This window comes from Streptomyces sp. NPDC127114, assembly GCF_042677525.1.
GTDB lineage: Bacteria > Actinomycetota > Actinomycetes > Streptomycetales > Streptomycetaceae > Streptomyces.
Map to the genome: position 1 here is coordinate 284,434 of NZ_JBHXTJ010000001.1, position 17,449 is coordinate 301,882.

At 73.0% G+C, this 17,449-nt stretch carries 15 protein-coding genes; 7 read left to right on the plus strand and 8 right to left on the minus strand.

Annotated features, from left to right (window positions below; translation table 11 throughout):
- Positions 1–19 precede the first annotated feature (19 nt).
- Positions 20–649 carry a TetR/AcrR family transcriptional regulator gene (locus ACFVGS_RS01260; protein WP_384409470.1) on the plus strand — a complete coding sequence of 210 codons (630 nt, stop codon included), beginning with the start codon at positions 20–22 and terminating at the stop codon, positions 647–649.
- Complete coding sequence (locus tag ACFVGS_RS01265) at positions 646–2,241, plus strand: glycerol-3-phosphate dehydrogenase/oxidase (RefSeq protein WP_385689165.1); 1,596 nt, start codon at positions 646–648, stop codon at positions 2,239–2,241. Before ACFVGS_RS01260 ends, ACFVGS_RS01265 begins: the two co-directional genes overlap by 4 nt.
- Positions 2,242–2,261: 20 nt before the next feature.
- Here ACFVGS_RS01265 and ACFVGS_RS01270 read toward each other — a convergent pair whose 3' ends face one another.
- Both ACFVGS_RS01270 and ACFVGS_RS01275 read right to left on the minus strand, forming a co-directional pair.
- Positions 2,262–4,184, minus strand: coding sequence for a S41 family peptidase (locus tag ACFVGS_RS01270; RefSeq protein ID WP_385689167.1), 1,923 nt, complete (start codon positions 4,182–4,184; stop codon positions 2,262–2,264).
- A gap of 211 nt (positions 4,185–4,395) precedes the next feature.
- Entirely contained in the window at positions 4,396–4,680 is a 285-nt protein-coding gene (locus tag ACFVGS_RS01275; RefSeq protein ID WP_384409476.1) for a hypothetical protein, read from the minus strand.
- A gap of 248 nt (positions 4,681–4,928) precedes the next feature.
- Between ACFVGS_RS01275 and ACFVGS_RS01280 the strand changes: the two genes are divergently transcribed.
- The gene (locus ACFVGS_RS01280) at positions 4,929–5,906 is read left to right on the plus strand and encodes a GlxA family transcriptional regulator (protein WP_384409478.1); all 978 of its coding nucleotides are present in this window, start codon (positions 4,929–4,931) and stop codon (positions 5,904–5,906) included.
- 73 nt (positions 5,907–5,979) lie between these two features.
- Positions 5,980–6,738, plus strand: a complete 759-nt coding sequence (locus ACFVGS_RS01285) for an MBL fold metallo-hydrolase (protein WP_385689171.1) — start codon at positions 5,980–5,982, stop codon at positions 6,736–6,738.
- A gap of 34 nt (positions 6,739–6,772) precedes the next feature.
- Here ACFVGS_RS01285 and ACFVGS_RS01290 read toward each other — a convergent pair whose 3' ends face one another.
- Entirely contained in the window at positions 6,773–7,813 is a 1,041-nt protein-coding gene (locus ACFVGS_RS01290) for a LacI family DNA-binding transcriptional regulator (protein WP_385689174.1), read from the minus strand.
- Positions 7,814–8,046: 233 nt separating this feature from the next.
- Between ACFVGS_RS01290 and ACFVGS_RS01295 the strand changes: the two genes are divergently transcribed.
- The 3 genes from ACFVGS_RS01295 to ACFVGS_RS01305 all read left to right on the plus strand — a co-directional run bounded on the left by ACFVGS_RS01295 (position 8,047) and on the right by ACFVGS_RS01305 (position 11,176).
- The gene (locus ACFVGS_RS01295) at positions 8,047–8,625 is read left to right on the plus strand and encodes a hypothetical protein (RefSeq protein ID WP_384409484.1); all 579 of its coding nucleotides are present in this window, start codon (positions 8,047–8,049) and stop codon (positions 8,623–8,625) included.
- Between the two features lie 357 nt (positions 8,626–8,982).
- On the plus strand, positions 8,983–10,047 hold the full coding sequence (locus ACFVGS_RS01300; protein ID WP_384409486.1) for a helix-turn-helix domain-containing protein: 1,065 nt from the start codon (positions 8,983–8,985) through the stop codon (positions 10,045–10,047).
- A gap of 196 nt (positions 10,048–10,243) precedes the next feature.
- Positions 10,244–11,176 (plus strand): alpha/beta hydrolase, encoded by a 933-nt coding sequence (locus ACFVGS_RS01305; protein WP_385689178.1) that lies wholly within the window; start codon positions 10,244–10,246, stop codon positions 11,174–11,176.
- Positions 11,177–11,187: 11 nt separating this feature from the next.
- Here the strand turns inward: ACFVGS_RS01305 and ACFVGS_RS01310 are convergent, their stop codons facing one another.
- From ACFVGS_RS01310 to ACFVGS_RS01330, 5 genes are all read right to left on the minus strand, one after another.
- A complete protein-coding gene (locus ACFVGS_RS01310) occupies positions 11,188–13,446 on the minus strand; it encodes an ATP-binding protein (protein WP_385689181.1) in 2,259 nt (752 codons plus the stop codon).
- 44 nt (positions 13,447–13,490) lie between these two features.
- A complete protein-coding gene (locus ACFVGS_RS01315) occupies positions 13,491–14,204 on the minus strand; it encodes an alpha/beta fold hydrolase (RefSeq protein ID WP_384409491.1) in 714 nt (237 codons plus the stop codon).
- 43 nt (positions 14,205–14,247) lie between these two features.
- Positions 14,248–15,156, minus strand: a complete 909-nt coding sequence (locus tag ACFVGS_RS01320; RefSeq protein WP_384409493.1) for a helix-turn-helix domain-containing protein — start codon at positions 15,154–15,156, stop codon at positions 14,248–14,250.
- Positions 15,157–15,198: 42 nt separating this feature from the next.
- Complete coding sequence (locus ACFVGS_RS01325; protein WP_384409495.1) at positions 15,199–16,050, minus strand: alpha/beta fold hydrolase; 852 nt, start codon at positions 16,048–16,050, stop codon at positions 15,199–15,201.
- A 139-nt stretch (positions 16,051–16,189) separates the two neighbouring features.
- Positions 16,190–17,437 (minus strand): PucR family transcriptional regulator, encoded by a 1,248-nt coding sequence (locus ACFVGS_RS01330; RefSeq protein ID WP_384409497.1) that lies wholly within the window; start codon positions 17,435–17,437, stop codon positions 16,190–16,192.
- Positions 17,438–17,449 lie beyond the last annotated feature (12 nt).

Sequence of the window (17,449 nt, forward strand, 5' to 3'; positions counted from 1 at the left end):
TGGCATTACACTGTGACAGATGACGCCCATTCGTCACAACCATACGGACGCAGATCCCGTGCTCGACGCCGCACGCGACTGCGTGCTGGCCGTCGGCGTACGCCGCACGACCCTGACCGACGTCGCCCGGCGCGCGGGCGTGTCCCGGATGACGCTGTACCGGCGGTGGCCCGACGTGCGCACCCTGGTCGGCGACCTGATGACCCGTGAGTGGATCGCCGTCGCCGCGGGCGCCATGCCGCCCGACGCCGACGGCGGCCCCGACGGCGACGCGGCCGGCGACGGCAGGCCCGCACGGGAGCGGATCGTCGAGGGCATGGTCGCGGGAGTCGCCGCGTTCCGCAGCCACCCGCTGTTCCACAAGATCGTCGACGTCGATCCGGAACTGCTGCTGCCGTACGTCCTCGACCGCCGCGGCGCCAGCCAGGACGCGCTGCTCGGGCTGCTCACCACCGCGCTCGACGAGGGTCACGAGGACGGCTCCGTGCGCCGCGTCCGGACGGACCTGCAGGCCCGGTCCCTGCTGCTCGTCGTCCAGTCCTTCACGCTCTCGCTGCGCACCATGACCGACGAGACCGATCCCGAACTGAGCGAAGCCGCCTTCCTCGACGAGCTGCGCACCCTGCTGGAGAGGACCCTCACTCCATGACCCCCACGAGCAGCCCCGCGAACGCCACGGGCGGCCCCGCCCTGCCCGGCTCGTCGCTGTCCGCCGGGCGGCGCCGCCGCGAACTGGAACGGCTCGCCGACGGCGCGGACGGCGTCGACGGCGTCGTCGACGTCCTGGTCGTCGGTCTCGGCGCCACCGGCGCCGGAGCGGCCCTCGACGCGGCCACCCGCGGGCTGAGCGTCGTCGCGATCGACGCCCACGACCTCGCGTTCGGCACGTCACGCTGGAGCTCGAAGCTGATCCACGGCGGGCTGCGCTACCTCGCGTCTGGACAGCTCGACGTCGCGCACGAGAGCGCCGTCGAACGCGGCATCCTCATGGAGCGCACCGCCCCCCACCTGGTCCGCCCCCAGCCCTTCGTCCTGCCCCTCACCCCGCTCGTCAGCCGGGGCCAGGCGGCCCTCGCCCGCGCCGGCTTCGTCGCGGGCGATCTGCTGCGCGTCTCCGCCCGCACCTCGCGCGGCACGCTGCCCCGGCCGCGCGCGCTGTCCGCCGTCGAGACCCGCCACCTCGCCCCGGCGCTGCGCCCCACCGGGCTGCGCGGCGGACTGCTCTCCTGGGACGGCCGGCTCTCCGACGACGCACGCCTGGTGACCGCCATCGCCCGCACCGCGGCGGCCCACGGTGCCCGCGTCCTCACCCGCACCCGTGCGCTCGAACTCCACCGCGACGGCGCGCTGGTCCGCGACGAGACCACCGGGCAGGAGCTGCGCATCCGCGCCCGCGCGGTCGTGAACGCGACCGGCGTGTGGGCGGGCGGCCTCGTCGACGACGTGCGCCTGCGGCCCTCCCGCGGCACCCACCTCGTGCTGCGCTCCGAGGACCTCGGCCGGCTCTCCGCCGGACTGCACATCCCGATCCCCGGCGAGACCAACCGCTTCGTCCTGGTCCTCCCCCAGGGCGACGGACGGGTGTACGTCGGCCTCACCGACGAGCCCGTCGACGGCGCCGTCCCCGACGTGCCGGACGTCCCCGAGACCGACATCGGCTTCCTCCTCGACGTCCTCGGCTCCGCGCTCGACGTCACCCTCCAGCGCAGCGACGTGGTCGGGGCCTTCGCCGGCCTGCGCCCGCTGCTCGACACCCAGGACGCCGCCGGCCGGACCGCCGACATCTCCCGCAAGCACGCCGTGCTCACCTCGCCCGACGGCGTCGTCACCGTCGTCGGAGGCAAGCTGACCACGTACCGGCGCATGGCCCAGGACGCCGTCGACGCGGCCGTGGCCGCCCGCGGCCTCACCGCCGGCCCGTGCCGCACCGCGTCGGTGCCCCTGGTCGGCGCCGCCGCGCCGCGGACGCTCGCCGGGCTCGACGTACCGCCGCGCCTCGTGCACCGCTACGGCTCCGAGGCCCCGGCCGTCCACGCGCTCGGCCTGGAGGACCCCTCCCTCGCCCGGCCCGTGGTGCCCGGCCACCCCGTGACCGGTGCCGAACTCCTGTGGGCGGTCCGCCACGAGGGCGCCCTGGACGCCTCCGACCTCCTCGACCGCCGCACCCGCATCGGCCTCGTCCCGGAGGACCGCACCACGGCCGAGGAGGCCGCCCGCGACGTCCTCGGCCGTACCGCCTGACGGCCGGACGGCGTTACGGGTTACGGGCGCTGGAGCCGCTCGGTGCGGCCCGCGACGAGCTCGCCGTCGGCGAAGCCGTCCACCCGCACCGACCCGGCGCCGGTGGCTCCGGGGACCGTGATCTCGATCTGACCGTCGGGAACGTCCACGGAGGTACGGGGGCGCCGGTCGAGGTAGACGTCCACGCGGTCGACGTTGGCCGTCCTGAGCTTCAGGCGGAGCGAGCCGTCGGCGCGCGTGGCGTCGGTGACGGTCAGCTCCCGCACTGGCTGCGCCTTGAGGATCTCACCGGCGCGCGCGAGGAGGTCGACGTTGCCCTGCAGGAGGTCCCGCCGGGTCATCCGGTGGCGTACGTCGGGGACGACGCCGAGGTCCTCCAGCGGCGTACCGGCGCGCTCGCCGACCCGCAGCGACCTGCGGATCGCCACGCGCATGCCCGCTCCGTTCGGCAGCGGGCGGTACGGCGTGTCGGGGATCGGGAAGAACTGGATGATGTCGTTGTGCGCCCAGACGTTGGCGCCGCCGGCGCCGGTGTTGTCGTCGGTGCCGAGCACGGTCCCGATGCGGTGGTCCTGGAAGCCCGCGGCGAACATGTCGGTGGCGGAGTAGCAGCGGGCGTTGGTGATGAGGACGACCGGGCCGAAGTACCGCTGGCCGATCGCGTTGGCGGGTTCCTCCGGGGTGAGGGGCACGGCGGCCGAGAACGCGGCGCCCAGCTCGACGGCCTGCTCCAGGGAGGCCAGCCAGGGCCTCAGGCTGGGGTTGCTCCGGCACAGGCGCAGGTTGAGCGGCGTGTTGATGAACTGGAACGGCTCGGGAGCGATCCGGCGCGGCGTCAGCGTCTGGAGGGTGAACTCCGACGCCCAGACCAGACCGCCGCCGTTGTCGCGTACGTCGAGGATCAGACCGTTCTGCGGCAGCTCGCCGACGAGCCGCAGGAACTCCTCGACGAAGGCCCCGGCGTCCTGGACGCTGAAGGTGTGGATGCGGAGGTGGCCGAAGGTCCCCGAGGGGGTGTCGACGGTACGGGCGGTGAAGACCTGCGGCATCGTGCTCACGATCTCGCCCTCCGCGCCGGCCGGTGACAGTCCCGCGTCCACCGCCCGCTGCCGTGCGACGACGTGGGGCGCGAAGAGCATGACGTTGGCCCGGCTGATCTCCTCGCCCTCGTCGTCGACGCCCATCATGAGCGCCGCCTCACCGCTCGGTGCGGGCATCGGCGGGAGGTTCTCCACGATCTGCCAGTTCTCCCTCAGTTCGCGCGAGGCTCCGGCGGTGTCGGTGTAGCTGACGGTCACCCACTCCTCGAACGGCGGCAGATGGGCCGAGAGCGAGCGCACGGTCAGCGACTGGACGCCGCGGCTGCGGCGCGCCGCGGCGTTGCTCCCGGCGAACCGGGCCGCGTTGAGCTCGACGGCCTGCTCGATGGGGATGCCGCTCCAGTGGGTGATCTCGACACCCGGGGCGAAGCCGGGCGCGGAGAAGCCCTGCGTGACGCGGGTGACCAGGAAGCGGGGCTTCGGTCCGTCGGTGCACTCCTCCACCCGGAAGGGGAGGAAGGCGATCTTCCTGGAGAAGGGCTCGGGCAGCTGGTAGTTGGTGTGCAGGTCCCGCACCGAGTGGAACACCTGGGCCATCCGCGCGTGGAAGACCCACTCCGGTTCCATCGTCTCGGGTGTCTGCTGCTCCAGCTCCCGGCGGATGAGCCGCAGCCGCTGCACGGGGTTGACCGCGTGCATCGCGATCTTCAGGGGGAGGTGGACGTAGTTCCCCTCCATGAGGACCAGGGCCTGGTCGACGAGGAGCAGCCGCTGGTCGAGGGTGAGGTCGCCGGCACCGGCCAGGAAGGTCTGGAGCTGCGTGGCGGCGGACAGGTGCTCCCGGACCGGTTCGGCCGTTCGCTTGAGGTACTCGGGGGCGGTGTCGGGGCCGACGGGGTTCATGATGTCTCCGTGTGCGGTATGCGGATGCGGTGTGCTGTTGCTGGTGGCCGGCCTTCGACCGGTCCGGCAGGGTTCGCCCGGCGCCCGTCGCCGCTCACGGTGATCTCGGCGTCCATCGGTCACTCCTCACGCACACTCTGTCGGGCCGTCAGGCCGGAACGCGCGGCGGCGTGCGACGAGGGCCTGCCGCACGGCAATGACCGGCCGTACGTCAGCGGTCCCGTGCGCCGCCGATCGTCATCCACCGGTTCAGCGCCTCGGCGCGGCGGCCGCAGCCGCCACAGGGCCGGATGCCGGCCGCCGTGGTCACCCGGGCGACGGCGTCGCCCAGACCGATCTCCGCACCGTCACGCGCGAAGCCGGGAATGCGGACCTGGTGCCGGGGCCGGTCGTGCCGGCGGCGGTCACGGGACCCGTGGGTGCCACGGGAGTCACGGGAGTCACGTTCCGTGCGTTCCCGGGCCGCGCCGCGACTGCTCGTTGCACGGTCAACCATCCTGCTCACATCCCGTTGCTGACCACCCGGCAGATGTCACCGGCGCACCCCCGCACGTCTCCATCTTCCTCCCGGACCGCTCCGCACGCACTCCGACCTGCCCGTTCCCCCGGCGGGAGGGACGGCCGACTCAGCGCGTCCGCGCCACCTCCCCGACCGGAGGCACACCCGCCCGGCTCCACCGCCATGTCCGGATCTGACAGAAGCTGGTCATTGCGGCCGTCGGGGCGAGGCGAAATGATCGGCACATGCTCCCCGCACACAGGGTCGTCATCGCGGCCTTCCCCGGCGTCGAACTGCTCAACGTCACCGGCCCGGCCGAGGTGTTCTCCGTCGCCACACGGGTCGCCGGCACCGGCCGCCCCGGTTACACGGTGCGCATCGCCACGGCCCGGGGCGAGCCGGTGACCACCTCCGGCGGGATCCGGCTGATGGCCGACCTGACCCTGGACGAGGTCGACGGCGACGTGGACACGCTGCTCGTGTCGGGCGCCGTCCGTGTGCGCGACCACGAGGTGGAGCCGGTGCTCGACCGCGGGATCATCGACTGGCTCCGCGAGGTGGCACCGGGCGTCCACCGGCTGGGCTCCGTCTGTTCCGGGGCGCACCTGCTGGCCGCGGCCGGGCTGCTGGACGGCCGTACCGCCACGACCCATTGGCGGACGGCCGCGCGGCTCGCCGCCGACCACCCCCTCGTCACCGTCGACCCGGATCCGATCTTCATCCGGGAAGGCCGTCTGTGGACCTGCGCGGGCATCGCCTCGGGGATGGACATGGCGCTGGCCATGGTCACCGAGGACCTCGGACCCGGCCTCGCGCTCGCCACGGCCCGCACGATGGTCATGTACGTCAAACGGGCCGGCGGCCAGAGCCAGTTCAGCGTCCCGCTCACGCCCCCCGCGGCGCCCGGCGACCGGCTGGACGACCTGCGCAGGTGGATCGGCGAGCACCTCACCGAGGACCTCTCCGCCGACGCCCTGGCCGCACGGCTGCACCTGAGCGTGCGCCACTTCTCCCGGCTGTTCCGCGCGCGTACCGGCACCACCCCGGCCGCGTACGTCGAGTCCGCACGGCTCGAGGCCGCCCGGCGGCTGCTCCAGGACAGCACCCATACCCTGCCCGAGATCGCCGCCCACAGCGGCCTCGGTTCCGTGGAGAGCCTGCACCGTTCCTTCCGGCGCCGTCTCGGGACCACCCCCGCCGAGTACCGGCGCCGTTTCAGCTGAACCACCCCCCGCACTCCCCGACCGCCCGCGAACCGCCGCGCGGCGGCAGACAGCCATGCCCAAGGAGAGAACCGTGTCCCGCACCAAGGTCGTCCCCATCCCGGTCATGGGCCGGCACACCATCAACGCGTACCTGCTCCTGGGCCGCCGCCCCGTCATCGTCGACGCGGGCACGCCCGGCAGCGGCCGGAGGATCTACGAGCAGATCGCCGCGCACGGAGTGGAACCCACCGACGTGTCGCTGATCGTCCTCACCCACGGCCACATCGACCACTTCGGGTCCGCCGCCGAACTGCACCGCCTGACCGGAGCCCCCGTGGCAGGCCACGTAGCCGACCTCGGCCCCTACCGCACCGGGCGGGCCCGCGAGCCCTACCTGCCCACCGGACCGATGGGCCGCCTCATGGCCAGGAACAAGAACCTGCACCTCGCGGTGGAACCGCTCGAACCCGAGGTACTGGTCACGGGCGAGACCGACCTGGAGGACTTCGGGCTTTCGGCACGCATCATGCCCACCCCGGGACACACCGCCGGGTCGGTCTCGGTCCTCACCGACCAGGGTGACCTCGTCGCCGGCGACCTGATCGCCAATTCCCTCTTCGGTCTGGTCCGCGGCCGCCCCGCCAACCCGCCCTTCCACGACGACCCGCTGCACAACCTCGCGAGCCTGCGGAAGATGCTCGCCCTGAACCCCACCGCCCTCCACGTCGGTCACGGCACCCCGCTGGAGCCCGACCGGGTGCGGCGCTGGGCCGACCGGGAACACCGGCGGCTGTCCCGGCTGGAGGCAGCGGGGCGGCTCCCCGCCCGCGCGGAGGACAGCCCGGTCTGACGGCAGCCGCGCAGGGCCCCTGCGCGACGGTTGACTACAGCAGGGCCGCGCCCACGGGTCCGCCGGTGGATTCTCGGGCCATGAGGCGCGGCGTCAGGACCTCAGAGGAGATCTCGTCGCCGGCGATCCGGCGCAGCAGCAGGTGCACGGCACGGCGTCCCTGCTCGGTCATCGGGGAACGGACGCTCGTCAGCGGCACGGGCAGTTCCGCCACCAGGGGCGTGTCGTTGAAGCCGGCCAGTGCGAGGTCACGGCCGAGCCGCAGTCCGAGGTCACGGGCGGCGCCCGCGGCGCCGATGGCCGCGAAGTCGTTCACGGCGAAGAGAGCGGTCGGACGGTCTTCCGGTGCGGAGAGCAGATCGAGCGCGGCGCGTCTGCCGCCGGCCGTGTCGAAGGACGAGTGGACGACGCGCGAGGCGGGCAGCGGCAGTCCCGCCTCGCGGTAGCGCTCGACGAACCCCTCGGTCCGGTCCGCTCCGGTGCTGGCGAAGGGCTCGCCCGCGACGACTCCCACGGACCTGTGCCCCAGGGCCAGGAGGTGTTCGGCGACCAGTCGCCCGCCGAGTCTGTCGTCGCACGTGACGGAGGTGTGTCCGGCGCTGGTGCGGCGGTTGACGAGGACGAAGGGTGTGGTGCGCAGCCCGGGAAGGTCGAGGGCGGCTCCGTCCATGTGGGCGTCGCCGATGACCAGGCCGTCGACGCGACGGGCCAGCACCATGGCGATCCGCTCGCGCTGGAGGGCCGGATCGTCGTGGGTGTTGGTGACGAAGACCGAGAGGCCGTGCGCCGCCGCGGCTTCCTCGGCACCCTCGTAGATCGTGGCCATCACGATCTCGGACAGCCGCGGCACGAGGACGCCGATCAGATTGCTGCGGCGGGTACGCAGCCCGGCGGCCAAGGGGTTGGGCCGGTAGCCGAGTTCGTCCGCGAGGTTCCGGATACGGCGGGCGGTGTCGCCGGACGCGGCGCGGGTGCTGCCGTCCTGCCGCCCGTTCAGCACGCGCGAGACGGTCGAGACGTGCAGGCCGAGCTGCTCGGCGATGCTCTGCAGCGTCACCGGTCCTTTGCCCGCCACGACGGTGGCTCCTTCCCTCGCCCGTCAACCTGCTCGCGATTACGGGGCGTTCCCCGTTCATGCCCATTGTGGCCCACCGCGGAGCGGCGGTGTCCGACACCGGCGGCCCGGGGCGGCCCGACCGTTGCCCAAACGTTTGGCGCAAACGTTTGGGTGCCGCATACTGGCGGCACATCGAGACGTCAACGGACTCCGCTGACAAGGAAGTTGGCCCGGACACCCAAGGAGGCGCGGTGGAAGCGGTGAGGTTCTCCGACCACGTGGTCGAGGCGTTCAAGGAAGCGATCGACGGCGTGGCCCGTGGCGAGGTGCGCTACGCGGTCGGGGCACGGAGGCGTGGCGGTTCCTGGTTCGCCCTGCTGACGGCCCTGTTCTTCGCGCTCCTGGTCGGCGGCCTGACGACCTGGGGAGTGGTGGCCGTCTGGTCCGAGCTGTCCTTCCCGCTCGTCCTGGGCTTCTCGTTCGGCGGTCTCGTCACCCTCATGGCGTTGGGCGTCGCCGCGACGAAGCACCCCGGCATCCGGTATCCGGCGACGTGGGTGGTGGTGTGGGAGGAAGGGATGGGGTGGCTGCAGGAGGGCGGCTCGCCCGTGGTCGTGAGCTGGGACGAGATCACCGAGGCGCGGCACACCGTGACCTCGGTCCGGGACGGCTTCGGCAAGGAGTTCAACCGGACCCACCGGCTGACGGTGACACCGGCACCGAACCCGCTGCAGCGCGGCCGCCTGCATCTGGAGCCCGGATTCCCGTACGTGGAGCAGATAGCCACGTTCGTGGCGACGCGGGCCCGCCCGGTCGGCGGGGAGCTCTGAGGTCCTCCCGCGGGCCGACGCCTCCAGGACCACCGCCGTCACCAGCGGGTTCGGCAGCTTGCTGCCGAAGGCCCGGCCGGAGGCTGCCTGCCTCGGCACGCGGCCGGCGGCGTGTTCTGCCGATTCCTGCCTGTGGTTCTGCCTGGAGACGGAGAGGGCCCGCTGCTTGGCTGTTCTTGCGGGCGGGAAACCGGACCTCGTCGAGGCGGTCCGGTGGCGCGCCGCCGAGGTCGTTGCCGTACGACGAGCCCTCCGGCCCTGTCGGGCGCCGGCGGACGTCTTCCGGGCAGGTGCAGCGTCCTGTTCGCGTCCGTGGCAGCCCCGGAGTCACTTCCCCTGAGCGGAGAGAAATTGAGCGTGGTGTTGACGACCGCCTCCGTGCCGGACCAGGACAAGGTCGCGTACTGGAACGATGCGGTGAGCAGGACGCTGGTGCCGATGGAGGTCGCCCCGCGGGGCAACGGGCCGTTCGACGGGCGGATCGCCACCAGCCGTCTCGCGTATCTCCAGGTCTCCACCGTGGAGGCCGACGCCGGGCGGGTCAGCCGTACGCCGGCGCTCATCGCCAGGTCGTCCGAGGCGCTGGTGGCGGTCGGGGTCCAGACATCCGGCACGGCAACCTTCGCCCAGGACGGCAGGCGGGCCGAGGTGCGTGAGGGTGACCTGGTGGTGTACGACACGACCCGGCCGTACTCCTTCGACTATCCGCGACGGTTCGCCACGCACGTCTTCCAGCTTCCGCGCCGCACGCTGGGCGTGCCGGACAGCGACATACGGCAGGTCACGGGCAACGCCATCGGCACCGGCGGCGGTTTCGGCGCGATACTGCTCCCGTTCCTGGCCACCCTGGCCTCCTCCCCTGCCGACGGCTACCCGCCGGCGGTCGCGGACCGGCTGGCCGGCAATGTCGTCGAACTGTTCGCCACCCTGATCACCGAGCGGGCCCATCCGGGCGGCACGGACACGGACGCACCGGGCCATCTGGTGCTGCGCGTGCGTGACCACATCAACCGGAACCTGGGCGACCCGGATCTGTCACCCGAGGGCATCGCCCGGGCGCACCGGATCTCCGTCCGGTACCTGCACCGGCTGTTCGAGGGCGAGGGGACCACGGTCGGCCAGCTCATCCGGCAACGGCGCCTGGAGGAGTGCGGCCGTGAACTGGGCCGCCGCGGCGGGACGGCCCCCACCGTGTCCGCCGTGGCCCAGAGGTGGGGCTTCGTCAGCCCGGCCCACTTCAGCCGGTCCTTCCGCGCCGCCTACGGCGTCTCCCCCCGTGAATGGCGCAACCTGCGTACCGCTCCGGAAGGTCTCGGGGGAGCCCCGGCGGTCGCCTCGGCGCCCGGGATCCCCGCCGGGGACGCACCCGGTGTCCCCGGTGGCGACCGGCACGGGGCCGGTCTCGCGCCGTCCGGCAGGTGAGGTTCCGCTCCGGCTGCCCCGTGCCGGGGGTGGCAGTGCCCGGCTCCGGCAGCCGCCGCACGGCGTTCCGCCGCCCGAGCAGGACCTGTGCGCCGCATCACCCTCTCGCTTCAGCCCTCTCGGCAGGAGACCGTGTGTGACCGAGTTCTTCCCCTCGTCCCCTCGACCAGTCCTGGACCACCCCACTCTGGCCTTCGTGTCCCGGCACACCTGCCCGCCGTCGGCGCACGACCAGGACGTGGCACGGGCCCGTCTGGACCTCGCACGTCTCCAGCGCACGGACGACCCCGGCCCTCGCGACGAGGAAGCCGTCTCCACGGAGTGGTTCGCCCTGCCGGGCGGGCCGACCGGTCACGTACGGGTTCAGGTGGTCAGGCCCGCCGACAGCGTCGGCGAGATCCCCGTCGTGCTGTTCCTGCACGGCCTCGGCTGGGTGCTGGGCGACGCCGACACCCATGAACGTCTGGTGCGCGCGTTCGCGCTGGGCGCGGACGCGGCCGTGGTCTTCGTCGAGTACGAGCGCGCCCCCGAGGCGCGGTATCCGGTCGCCGTCGAGCAGTGCTACGCCGTCGCGAAGTGGGTCTGCGAGCGAGGCGGCGAAATCGGCCTGGACGGAAGCCGGATGGCCGCCGTGGGCGACTCGACGGGAGGCAACCTGGTGGCGGCACTGACCCTGCTCGCCAAGGAGCGCGGAGGCGTGCGGCTGCTCCACCAGGTGCTGCTCTGCCCGGTCACCGACGCCGGCTTCGACACCCCCTCGTACCGGGAGTTCGCCACCGGCTACTTCCTCGGCGGTGAGACCATGCGCTGGTTCTGGGACCAGTACCTGCCCGACGTGCGGCAGCGGAACCAGGTCACCGCGTCACCGCTGAGGGCATCCCTGGAAGAGCTCGCCGGGCTCCCGCCGGCCCTGGTGGTCACCGGCGAGGCCGACGTGGTGCGCGACGAGGGCGAGGCGTACGCGACAAGGCTCCGGGCGGCCGGCGTACCGGTGGTCTCGCTGCGCTACCAGGGGACGATCCACGGCTTCATGGTGCTCGATCAGCTCCGCGACACGGACTCCGCCCGCGCCGCCCTCGTCCAGGCACTCGACACCGTGCACGTCGCCCTGCACCGGCGCCGCGGCTGAGCCCGCCGCGTTCATGGCGCGGGGAGCGTGTCCAGGAGCTTCCGCGCCGCTTTCCGTTCGTTGTCGTCGGCCGCGTCTCCGAGGGCGAGGGCCTGAAGGAGGACGTAGCGGGCTTCCTCGGTCTCACCCAGCTCGATCAGGGCCTCTCCCAGATGCAGCAGCTGTTCGGCCTCCCTGTGGAAGATGCCGATGCGATGCGACTGGACCTGCGCGCTGCGAAGGTGGTCGGCGGCCTCCCGCCACCGCCCGAGCGCGGCGCAGTCGAGACCGAGTGCCTGCGTCGTGTGGGCACGGTAGATGCCGGCGACGTGCCCGCTCACCGGACAGTCGGGCGCATCGAGGAAGGCGATGACGCGCTGGTGATGGGCAAGGGCTTCCTCGGCACGGCCGAGCACGCGCAGAGCGCCTCCGTAGAGGCGCATGGCATGCGGCCAGACCTCGTAGTGGCCGGCGGCTTCCGACAGTTCGACGGCGGCGAGCGATCTGTCGGCGAGCATCCGGGCGTCGCCGAGCTGCCGGTGCCCGCTCGCCGCGTGCACCAGTGCCGAGACCTGCTGGTGGACGTCCTGTGCGCGGCGGGCGTGTTCCAGCGCCTCGTCGGCCCGTTCGACGGCCTCACGGTAGCGTCGCTCGCAGGCGTTCAGGGCCCAGGAGTGGCAGTTGAGGTGGAAGGCCCGCATGTACGGGTCGTCGAGCGCGGCGGCGGCCTCCGCGGCCAGGTGGAAGACCTCGGGCCAGTGTCCCCAGTGGACCCACAGGTCGCAGAACCATTCCATGGCGTGGGCGGTCTCCACGACCCGGGTGTGCTCACCGCGGTGGGCGGCGCCGCGCAGCGCGGCGAGCCAGGAGGGCGCTTCGCTCTGGAGCCAGGCGCGGGACTCCTCCGCGCTCCCCAGCGCGACCAGGCCCTGCCAGGACGGCGGCGGCGCCCCGTACCCGGGCTTGTACCAGCGGCCGGCGACGACAGCCGTCTCCAGGAGCCAGGTGCGCAACCGGTCCTCGGCCGCCTCCCGCTCACCGGGTTCCTCGTCGCCGGACAGCCGGGCGCGGCCGAACAGCCGGAGCAGGTCGTGCAGTTGGTAGCGTCCTGTGCAGGCGGCACGGAGCAGCCCGGCCTCGACCAGCTCCTCCATCACGTCCTCGGCCTCGAAGACGTCGGTGGCGGTCAGAGCGGCGCCGTAGGCGGCGGTCATGTCCGGGCCCGGCACCAGACTCAGCAGCCGCAGCATCCGCGCGGCCTGAGCGGTCAGCTGGCGGTAGGACAGTTCGAAGGCCGCCTCTACCCGTAGGTCGCCGGCGGTGAGCGCGCCGAGTCGGCGTTCCTCGTCGGCCAGCCGCCGGACCAGGTGGTCGACGGTCCACCCGGAACGGACCGTCAGCCAGTTCGCCGCCACCCGCAGGGCCAGGGGCAGTCGCCCGCACAGCTCCGCCACCCGTGCGACAGCCGCGGCTTCCGCGTCCGCACGCTCCTCGCCCAGGATCCGGCGCAGCAGGTCGACCGCCTCGTCCTGCGCCATCTCCGACAGCGCCAGACGGTCGACGTCCGCGAGGCCGGTCAACGGCCGCCGACTGGTGACGAGGACCAGACTCCGCCCGCCGGCCGGCAGCAGCGCACGCACCTGTCCCTCGTCGCGGGCGTTGTCCAGCACCACCAGGCACCGGCGGTCACCCAGCAGCGCCCGCAGCAGCCCGGCGCGGCCCTGTGCGTCCTCGTGCGCGAGGCGGCGGTCCGACACGCCGAGGGCCTTCAGCAGCTTGAGCAGCGCCTCGTCCGTGTCGACGGGTCCGTCCACCCCGTGCAGGTCCACCACGAAACAGCCGTCGGGGAACTCGTCCGCCAGCTCCGCCACCGCCTTCAGCGCCAGCGTCGTCTTCCCGCATCCCGGAGGACCCGAGACGACCCACACCGACACGTCGCCGCCGGAACGGGCCCCTTCCGCGGCCTCCCGCAGGAGCGCCAGCTCCGGCCCGCGCCCCGTGAAGTCCCCCACGGACCGCGGCGGCACGACCGTTCCCGCCGCCGTGACCGCGCGCGTCGGACGCGCGGCCCGCGCCGTGGTCAGCAGCGCCTCCCGCTCGTCGTCCGTGAGTCCGAGTCCCTCCGCCAGCGCCACCACCGTGCGCCGCTGCGGAACCAGACTGCGCCCCCGTTCCATGTCGCCGATGGCCCGGACACTCACACCCGACGCCTCGGCCAGCTCCTCCATCGTCAGACGGTCTCGCTGTCGCAGACCGCGCAGGACGGCACCGAAGGGCTTCTTCCCGTACACGACTTCCTCTTTCCTCCCTGCTCCCGGCGGCCCGGCCCGGTCGGTCAGCTCGTCGCCCGTACGGCCTCCCTGATCAGGTCGGCGACCCGCGTGGGCTCGGAGAGGGCGACGGCGTGCGAGGCGTCCGGGAGTTCGACGGCGACGGCGCCGGCCCGTGCGGCGCCGAAGCGCTGGACCTCGGGGCTGATCGTGCGGTCGGCCCCGGCCACCAGGGCCCAGGAGGGTTTCGTCCGCCATGCCGCCACGGTCGCGGCTTCGGTGAACGCGGCCGCGGCGAGCGGTCGTTGGGTTCTCGCCAGGACACCGGCGACGTCCTCGGGGACGTCCGCCGCGAAGACGGAGGGAAAGGCCGTCTCCTCGATGGTGACCTCGACCGCCCGGGCACCGTCGTGGAGCGGGTAGGTCCACTCCTTCAGGCTGCCCGTCAGCGGAGGGTCGGGGAAGTTCCCCTGGAGCCGGCCGAGGCTCTCGCCCTCGTCGGGCACGTAGGCGGCCACGTAGACGAGGCCCACGACGTTCTCCGCGGCGCCGGCGACGGTGATCAGCGCACCACCGTACGCGTGGCCGACGAGGACGGCCGGGCCCTCGACCTGCGTCAGGACGGAGGCGAGGTAGGCGGCGTCCGACGCCAGGCCCCGAAGCGGGTTCGGCGGGGCGATCACCGGGATGCCGCTGCTCCGCAGTTCCGCGACGACGCCTATCCAGCCGGTCGCGTCGGCGAAGGCACCGTGCACGAGGACGACGGTGGGGTGGGGCATGCGCGTTCTCTTCTCGGTGTCGGGCACGACGGGCGCGTGCGTCTCAGCGCCGTCGCTCGTCCTGGGTGTCGTCGGTCTTCGGCGCGAAGGCCGCGGTGGCCAGCGCCTGCCATTCGCTCGGGCTCATGCCGTAGGCCCCGCGGAACGTGCGGCTGAAGTGCGAGGGGCTGCTGAAGCCCCAGCGGTGTGCCATCGCGGCCATGGTGATTCTCCGGGTGGAGCGGCCGAGCTCGAACCGGCAGGCTTCGAGCCTGCGCTGCCGCACCCACTGGCTGACCGTGCTGCCGTCGTTCTGGAACAGCTTCTGCAGGTAGCGGACGGAGATGTGGTGGGCGCGTGCGATCGACTCCGGCGAGAGGTCCGGGTCCGTCAGGTGTTCTTCGATGTGGGCGTGGATACGGGACAGCATCTCGCTGCCGGCTCCGGACGCGTCGTCGGGCGCGTCCGTCGTGTCCGCTTCGAGGAGCTCCATGACCAGGACGGAGAGGAGGTGCACGGCCGTCCGGGCACGCCGGTCCCCGATCGTGGAGCGGCGGAACTCCGCCCTGGCGGCGAGCGCGGTCAGGAAGTCGGAGGCCAGCGCCCCGATGCCCTCGCCACCGCGTACGCGTACGCCGAGCACCTGGTCCAGTTCCGGCTCCGAGACGCCCAGATAGCAGCGGGGCACCCTGAAGAAGATCATCCGGCAGTCCTGGCCGAACCGCAGCAGGTGCCGTCGGGCCGGGTCGCAGAAGACCAGGTCGTTCGGCTCCAGCGGGGTCTCGGCACGCCCGTGGACGACGGTGACGGGCCCGCGGACGTGGACGCCGAGGTACACGTGGTTCCGGTCGTTCGTGTCCGGCATCTCGGAGAGCATCTGGACCAGCCACCCCGAGGGGGAGGAGGGCGGGGCCGGAGCGGTCGCCTGCCGGGGCACCCGTTCGGGCGCACGTGACATGAGGGCGAGGGTCATGGTGATTCCTAACCGTGGGTTCGTGCGGGCGGAGGGCGCGGCTCACGCCTCTCCCGCCGGCTCCCCGGCCAGGAACTTCTCCACCACGGCGTTGAAGGCCGGCGGGTTCTCCAGGAAGGGGAAGTGCGAGCTCGCCACGTCGGAGGAGAAGACGTGCAGGCGTGCGCCGGGAATCCGCTCGGCGACGAAGCGCTGCGAGTCGGGGTGCACATGGCTTCCCTCGCAGCCGATCACCAGGGTCGGCACGTCGATCCGGGGAAGCACGTCCCGCCAGTCCTGCGCGCAGTGGTCGAACAGCAGCGGCACGCCCGCGTGGGCGGGTGTCGACCTGATCTCCTCGGCGACGAACGCCAGCACCTCGGGGTCGGGTTCGCCGGAGAACATGCCGCGCACGAACTCGGCGCGGACCGTGTCTCCCTCGGGACCCGCGAGGGCCGCGCCCAGGTACAGCAGCCCCGACACGTCGAAGATGGCGCCGGAGTCCCGCTGTTCCCGCTCGGTCATCCACGGCACGGCGGCGACCGCCGCGGGCTGGTCGACGGCGACGAAGCGCCGGATCCGACCGGTTCCGTACTGGTCGACGAAGCTCCACCACACCGAGACGCCCATGGACCAGCCCAGTGCGTCGAAACGGTCGAGACCGAGGTGGTCGACGAGTTCGAGCACGTCGCGCGAGAGCCGGGCGATGCGGTAGCCGTGCCGCGGCTTGCCGGACTTTCCGTGGCCCCGCAGGTCGACGGTGACGACGCGCCGGCCGGGCGCCAGACCCTCGGTCTGGTGGCGGAACATCGCCTGCGTCTGCCCCCAGCCGTGCAGCATCACCAGCGGGACGCCCTCGCCGCCGGTGTCCTGGTACGCGAGCCGCGCACCATCCGTCGTGATCAGTTCCTTCATGGCCTCTTCCCTGGTCAGAGGCGGTACGTCCGCCCCGCCCGTCCCGGACATCATCAAATGGGGCCCGCCGCCCGCACCACCGCGAGCTGTAGGAATCGGGCCGTGGATCCTCCTCGCTCTGTCGAAGGCGAGTCCGTGGTCAGCCGGCCCCGACGGCGCCCGCGTCGAGGAGCTCCCCGACCCGGAGGCCGAGGTGCAGGGTGAGCCGGTGGGCGCCGTCGTCGAGGTCGAGTCCGGTGATCTCCTGGATCTGGCGCAGGCGGTAGTACAGCGACGTCCGGTGGATGCCCAGCGTCTCCGCGGTCCTGGGGATCGACCCCGCGTGCTCGAGGAAGCAGCGCAGGGTGTCCCGCAGACGGTCGCCGCCGTGGGTCTCGGTCAGGGTCCGGAGCGGCTTCGGGACCAGCGACGCGTTCAGGGCGTGCTCGGGCAGCTGGAGCAGCACGGCGAGTTCGCCCAGGAGTTCCCAGTCACCGGTGTTCTTCAGGGAGGGCAGTCGGCGTGCCGCGCGGGCCGCCACGAGCGCCTGCTCGTACGACGTCCACGCGTCGTCCAGGCGGGTGTGCCGGCCACCGACGCCGATCACGGGGTCCGCCGACGGGTCCAGGAAGGTGCGGAGTTCGTCGAGGATGCGGGCGGACTGGGCGGCGACCTCGGCCGGGGACGGCGGCCGGTCGCGGAGCTGGAGCAGTATCGCCCGCTCCTTGCCGATCGCGATGAGGCCCTGGGCGGAGCGCGTCTGCCGGTACCCCTCCAACGCCGCCCACAGGGCTGCCTCGGACTGCCGCGCGGGCTCCGTCCCGCGGCTCGGCTGGACGACGGTGACCAGTACGTGCTCCGCCGCGCCGAGCAGCCCCCGTTCCTCGCCGCGCCGGCGCGCGGTGGTGCGTGCGGCGACGTCGGCGCCGACGAGTGCGAGGACCAGGTCCCGCTCGTCGGACTTCCGGGTGTCGGCGGCGATCTGCTCTCCGTACATCTGGGCCGACATGGCGCCCGCGGCCCGGGCGATGGCGGTCGTCTCCTGCTCCCCCAGCGTCTTCTCGGGCACGACCACCACGAGCAGCCCGAGGAGATGCCCGCGCTCGCGCAGCGGCACGACGTACCGGGGCAGCAGCCCGAGGTCGTCGCGGCCGTCGATGAAGCCGGGTCTCGCCCACCGGGTCACGCCCTGGTCGAGGACGTAGCGGATGGCGGCGTTGTCGGCGCGGCCCTGGAGCAGGGTGCCGATGCGCACCGGGTCCTCGTCGCCGAAGTGGCGGCTCGTGCAGACCATGCGGACCAGCGGGTCGTCGACGGCCACGGACCGGCCGAGCCGCTCCGCGAGCTCGTCGACGAGTGCCTGGAGCTCGAGGCTGCCGGGGCGGGCTCGCTGGAGCCTTCCGGTCATGCGTGGTTCCTC

Excerpts from the sequence above, each read along its gene's own strand:
- ACFVGS_RS01260 (WP_384409470.1), top strand. The coding sequence starts at position 20 with ATGACGCCCATTCGTCACAACCATACGGACGCAGATCCCGTGCTCGAC.
- ACFVGS_RS01265 (WP_385689165.1), top strand. The coding sequence starts at position 646 with ATGACCCCCACGAGCAGCCCCGCGAACGCCACGGGCGGCCCCGCCCTG.
- ACFVGS_RS01270 (WP_385689167.1), bottom strand. The coding sequence starts at position 4,184 with ATGAACCCCGTCGGCCCCGACACCGCCCCCGAGTACCTCAAGCGAACG.
- ACFVGS_RS01275 (WP_384409476.1), bottom strand. The coding sequence starts at position 4,680 with ATGGTTGACCGTGCAACGAGCAGTCGCGGCGCGGCCCGGGAACGCACG.
- ACFVGS_RS01280 (WP_384409478.1), top strand. The coding sequence starts at position 4,929 with ATGCTCCCCGCACACAGGGTCGTCATCGCGGCCTTCCCCGGCGTCGAA.
- ACFVGS_RS01315 (WP_384409491.1), bottom strand. The coding sequence starts at position 14,204 with ATGCCCCACCCCACCGTCGTCCTCGTGCACGGTGCCTTCGCCGACGCG.
- ACFVGS_RS01320 (WP_384409493.1), bottom strand. The coding sequence starts at position 15,156 with ATGACCCTCGCCCTCATGTCACGTGCGCCCGAACGGGTGCCCCGGCAG.
- ACFVGS_RS01325 (WP_384409495.1), bottom strand. The coding sequence starts at position 16,050 with ATGAAGGAACTGATCACGACGGATGGTGCGCGGCTCGCGTACCAGGAC.
- ACFVGS_RS01330 (WP_384409497.1), bottom strand. The coding sequence starts at position 17,437 with ATGACCGGAAGGCTCCAGCGAGCCCGCCCCGGCAGCCTCGAGCTCCAG.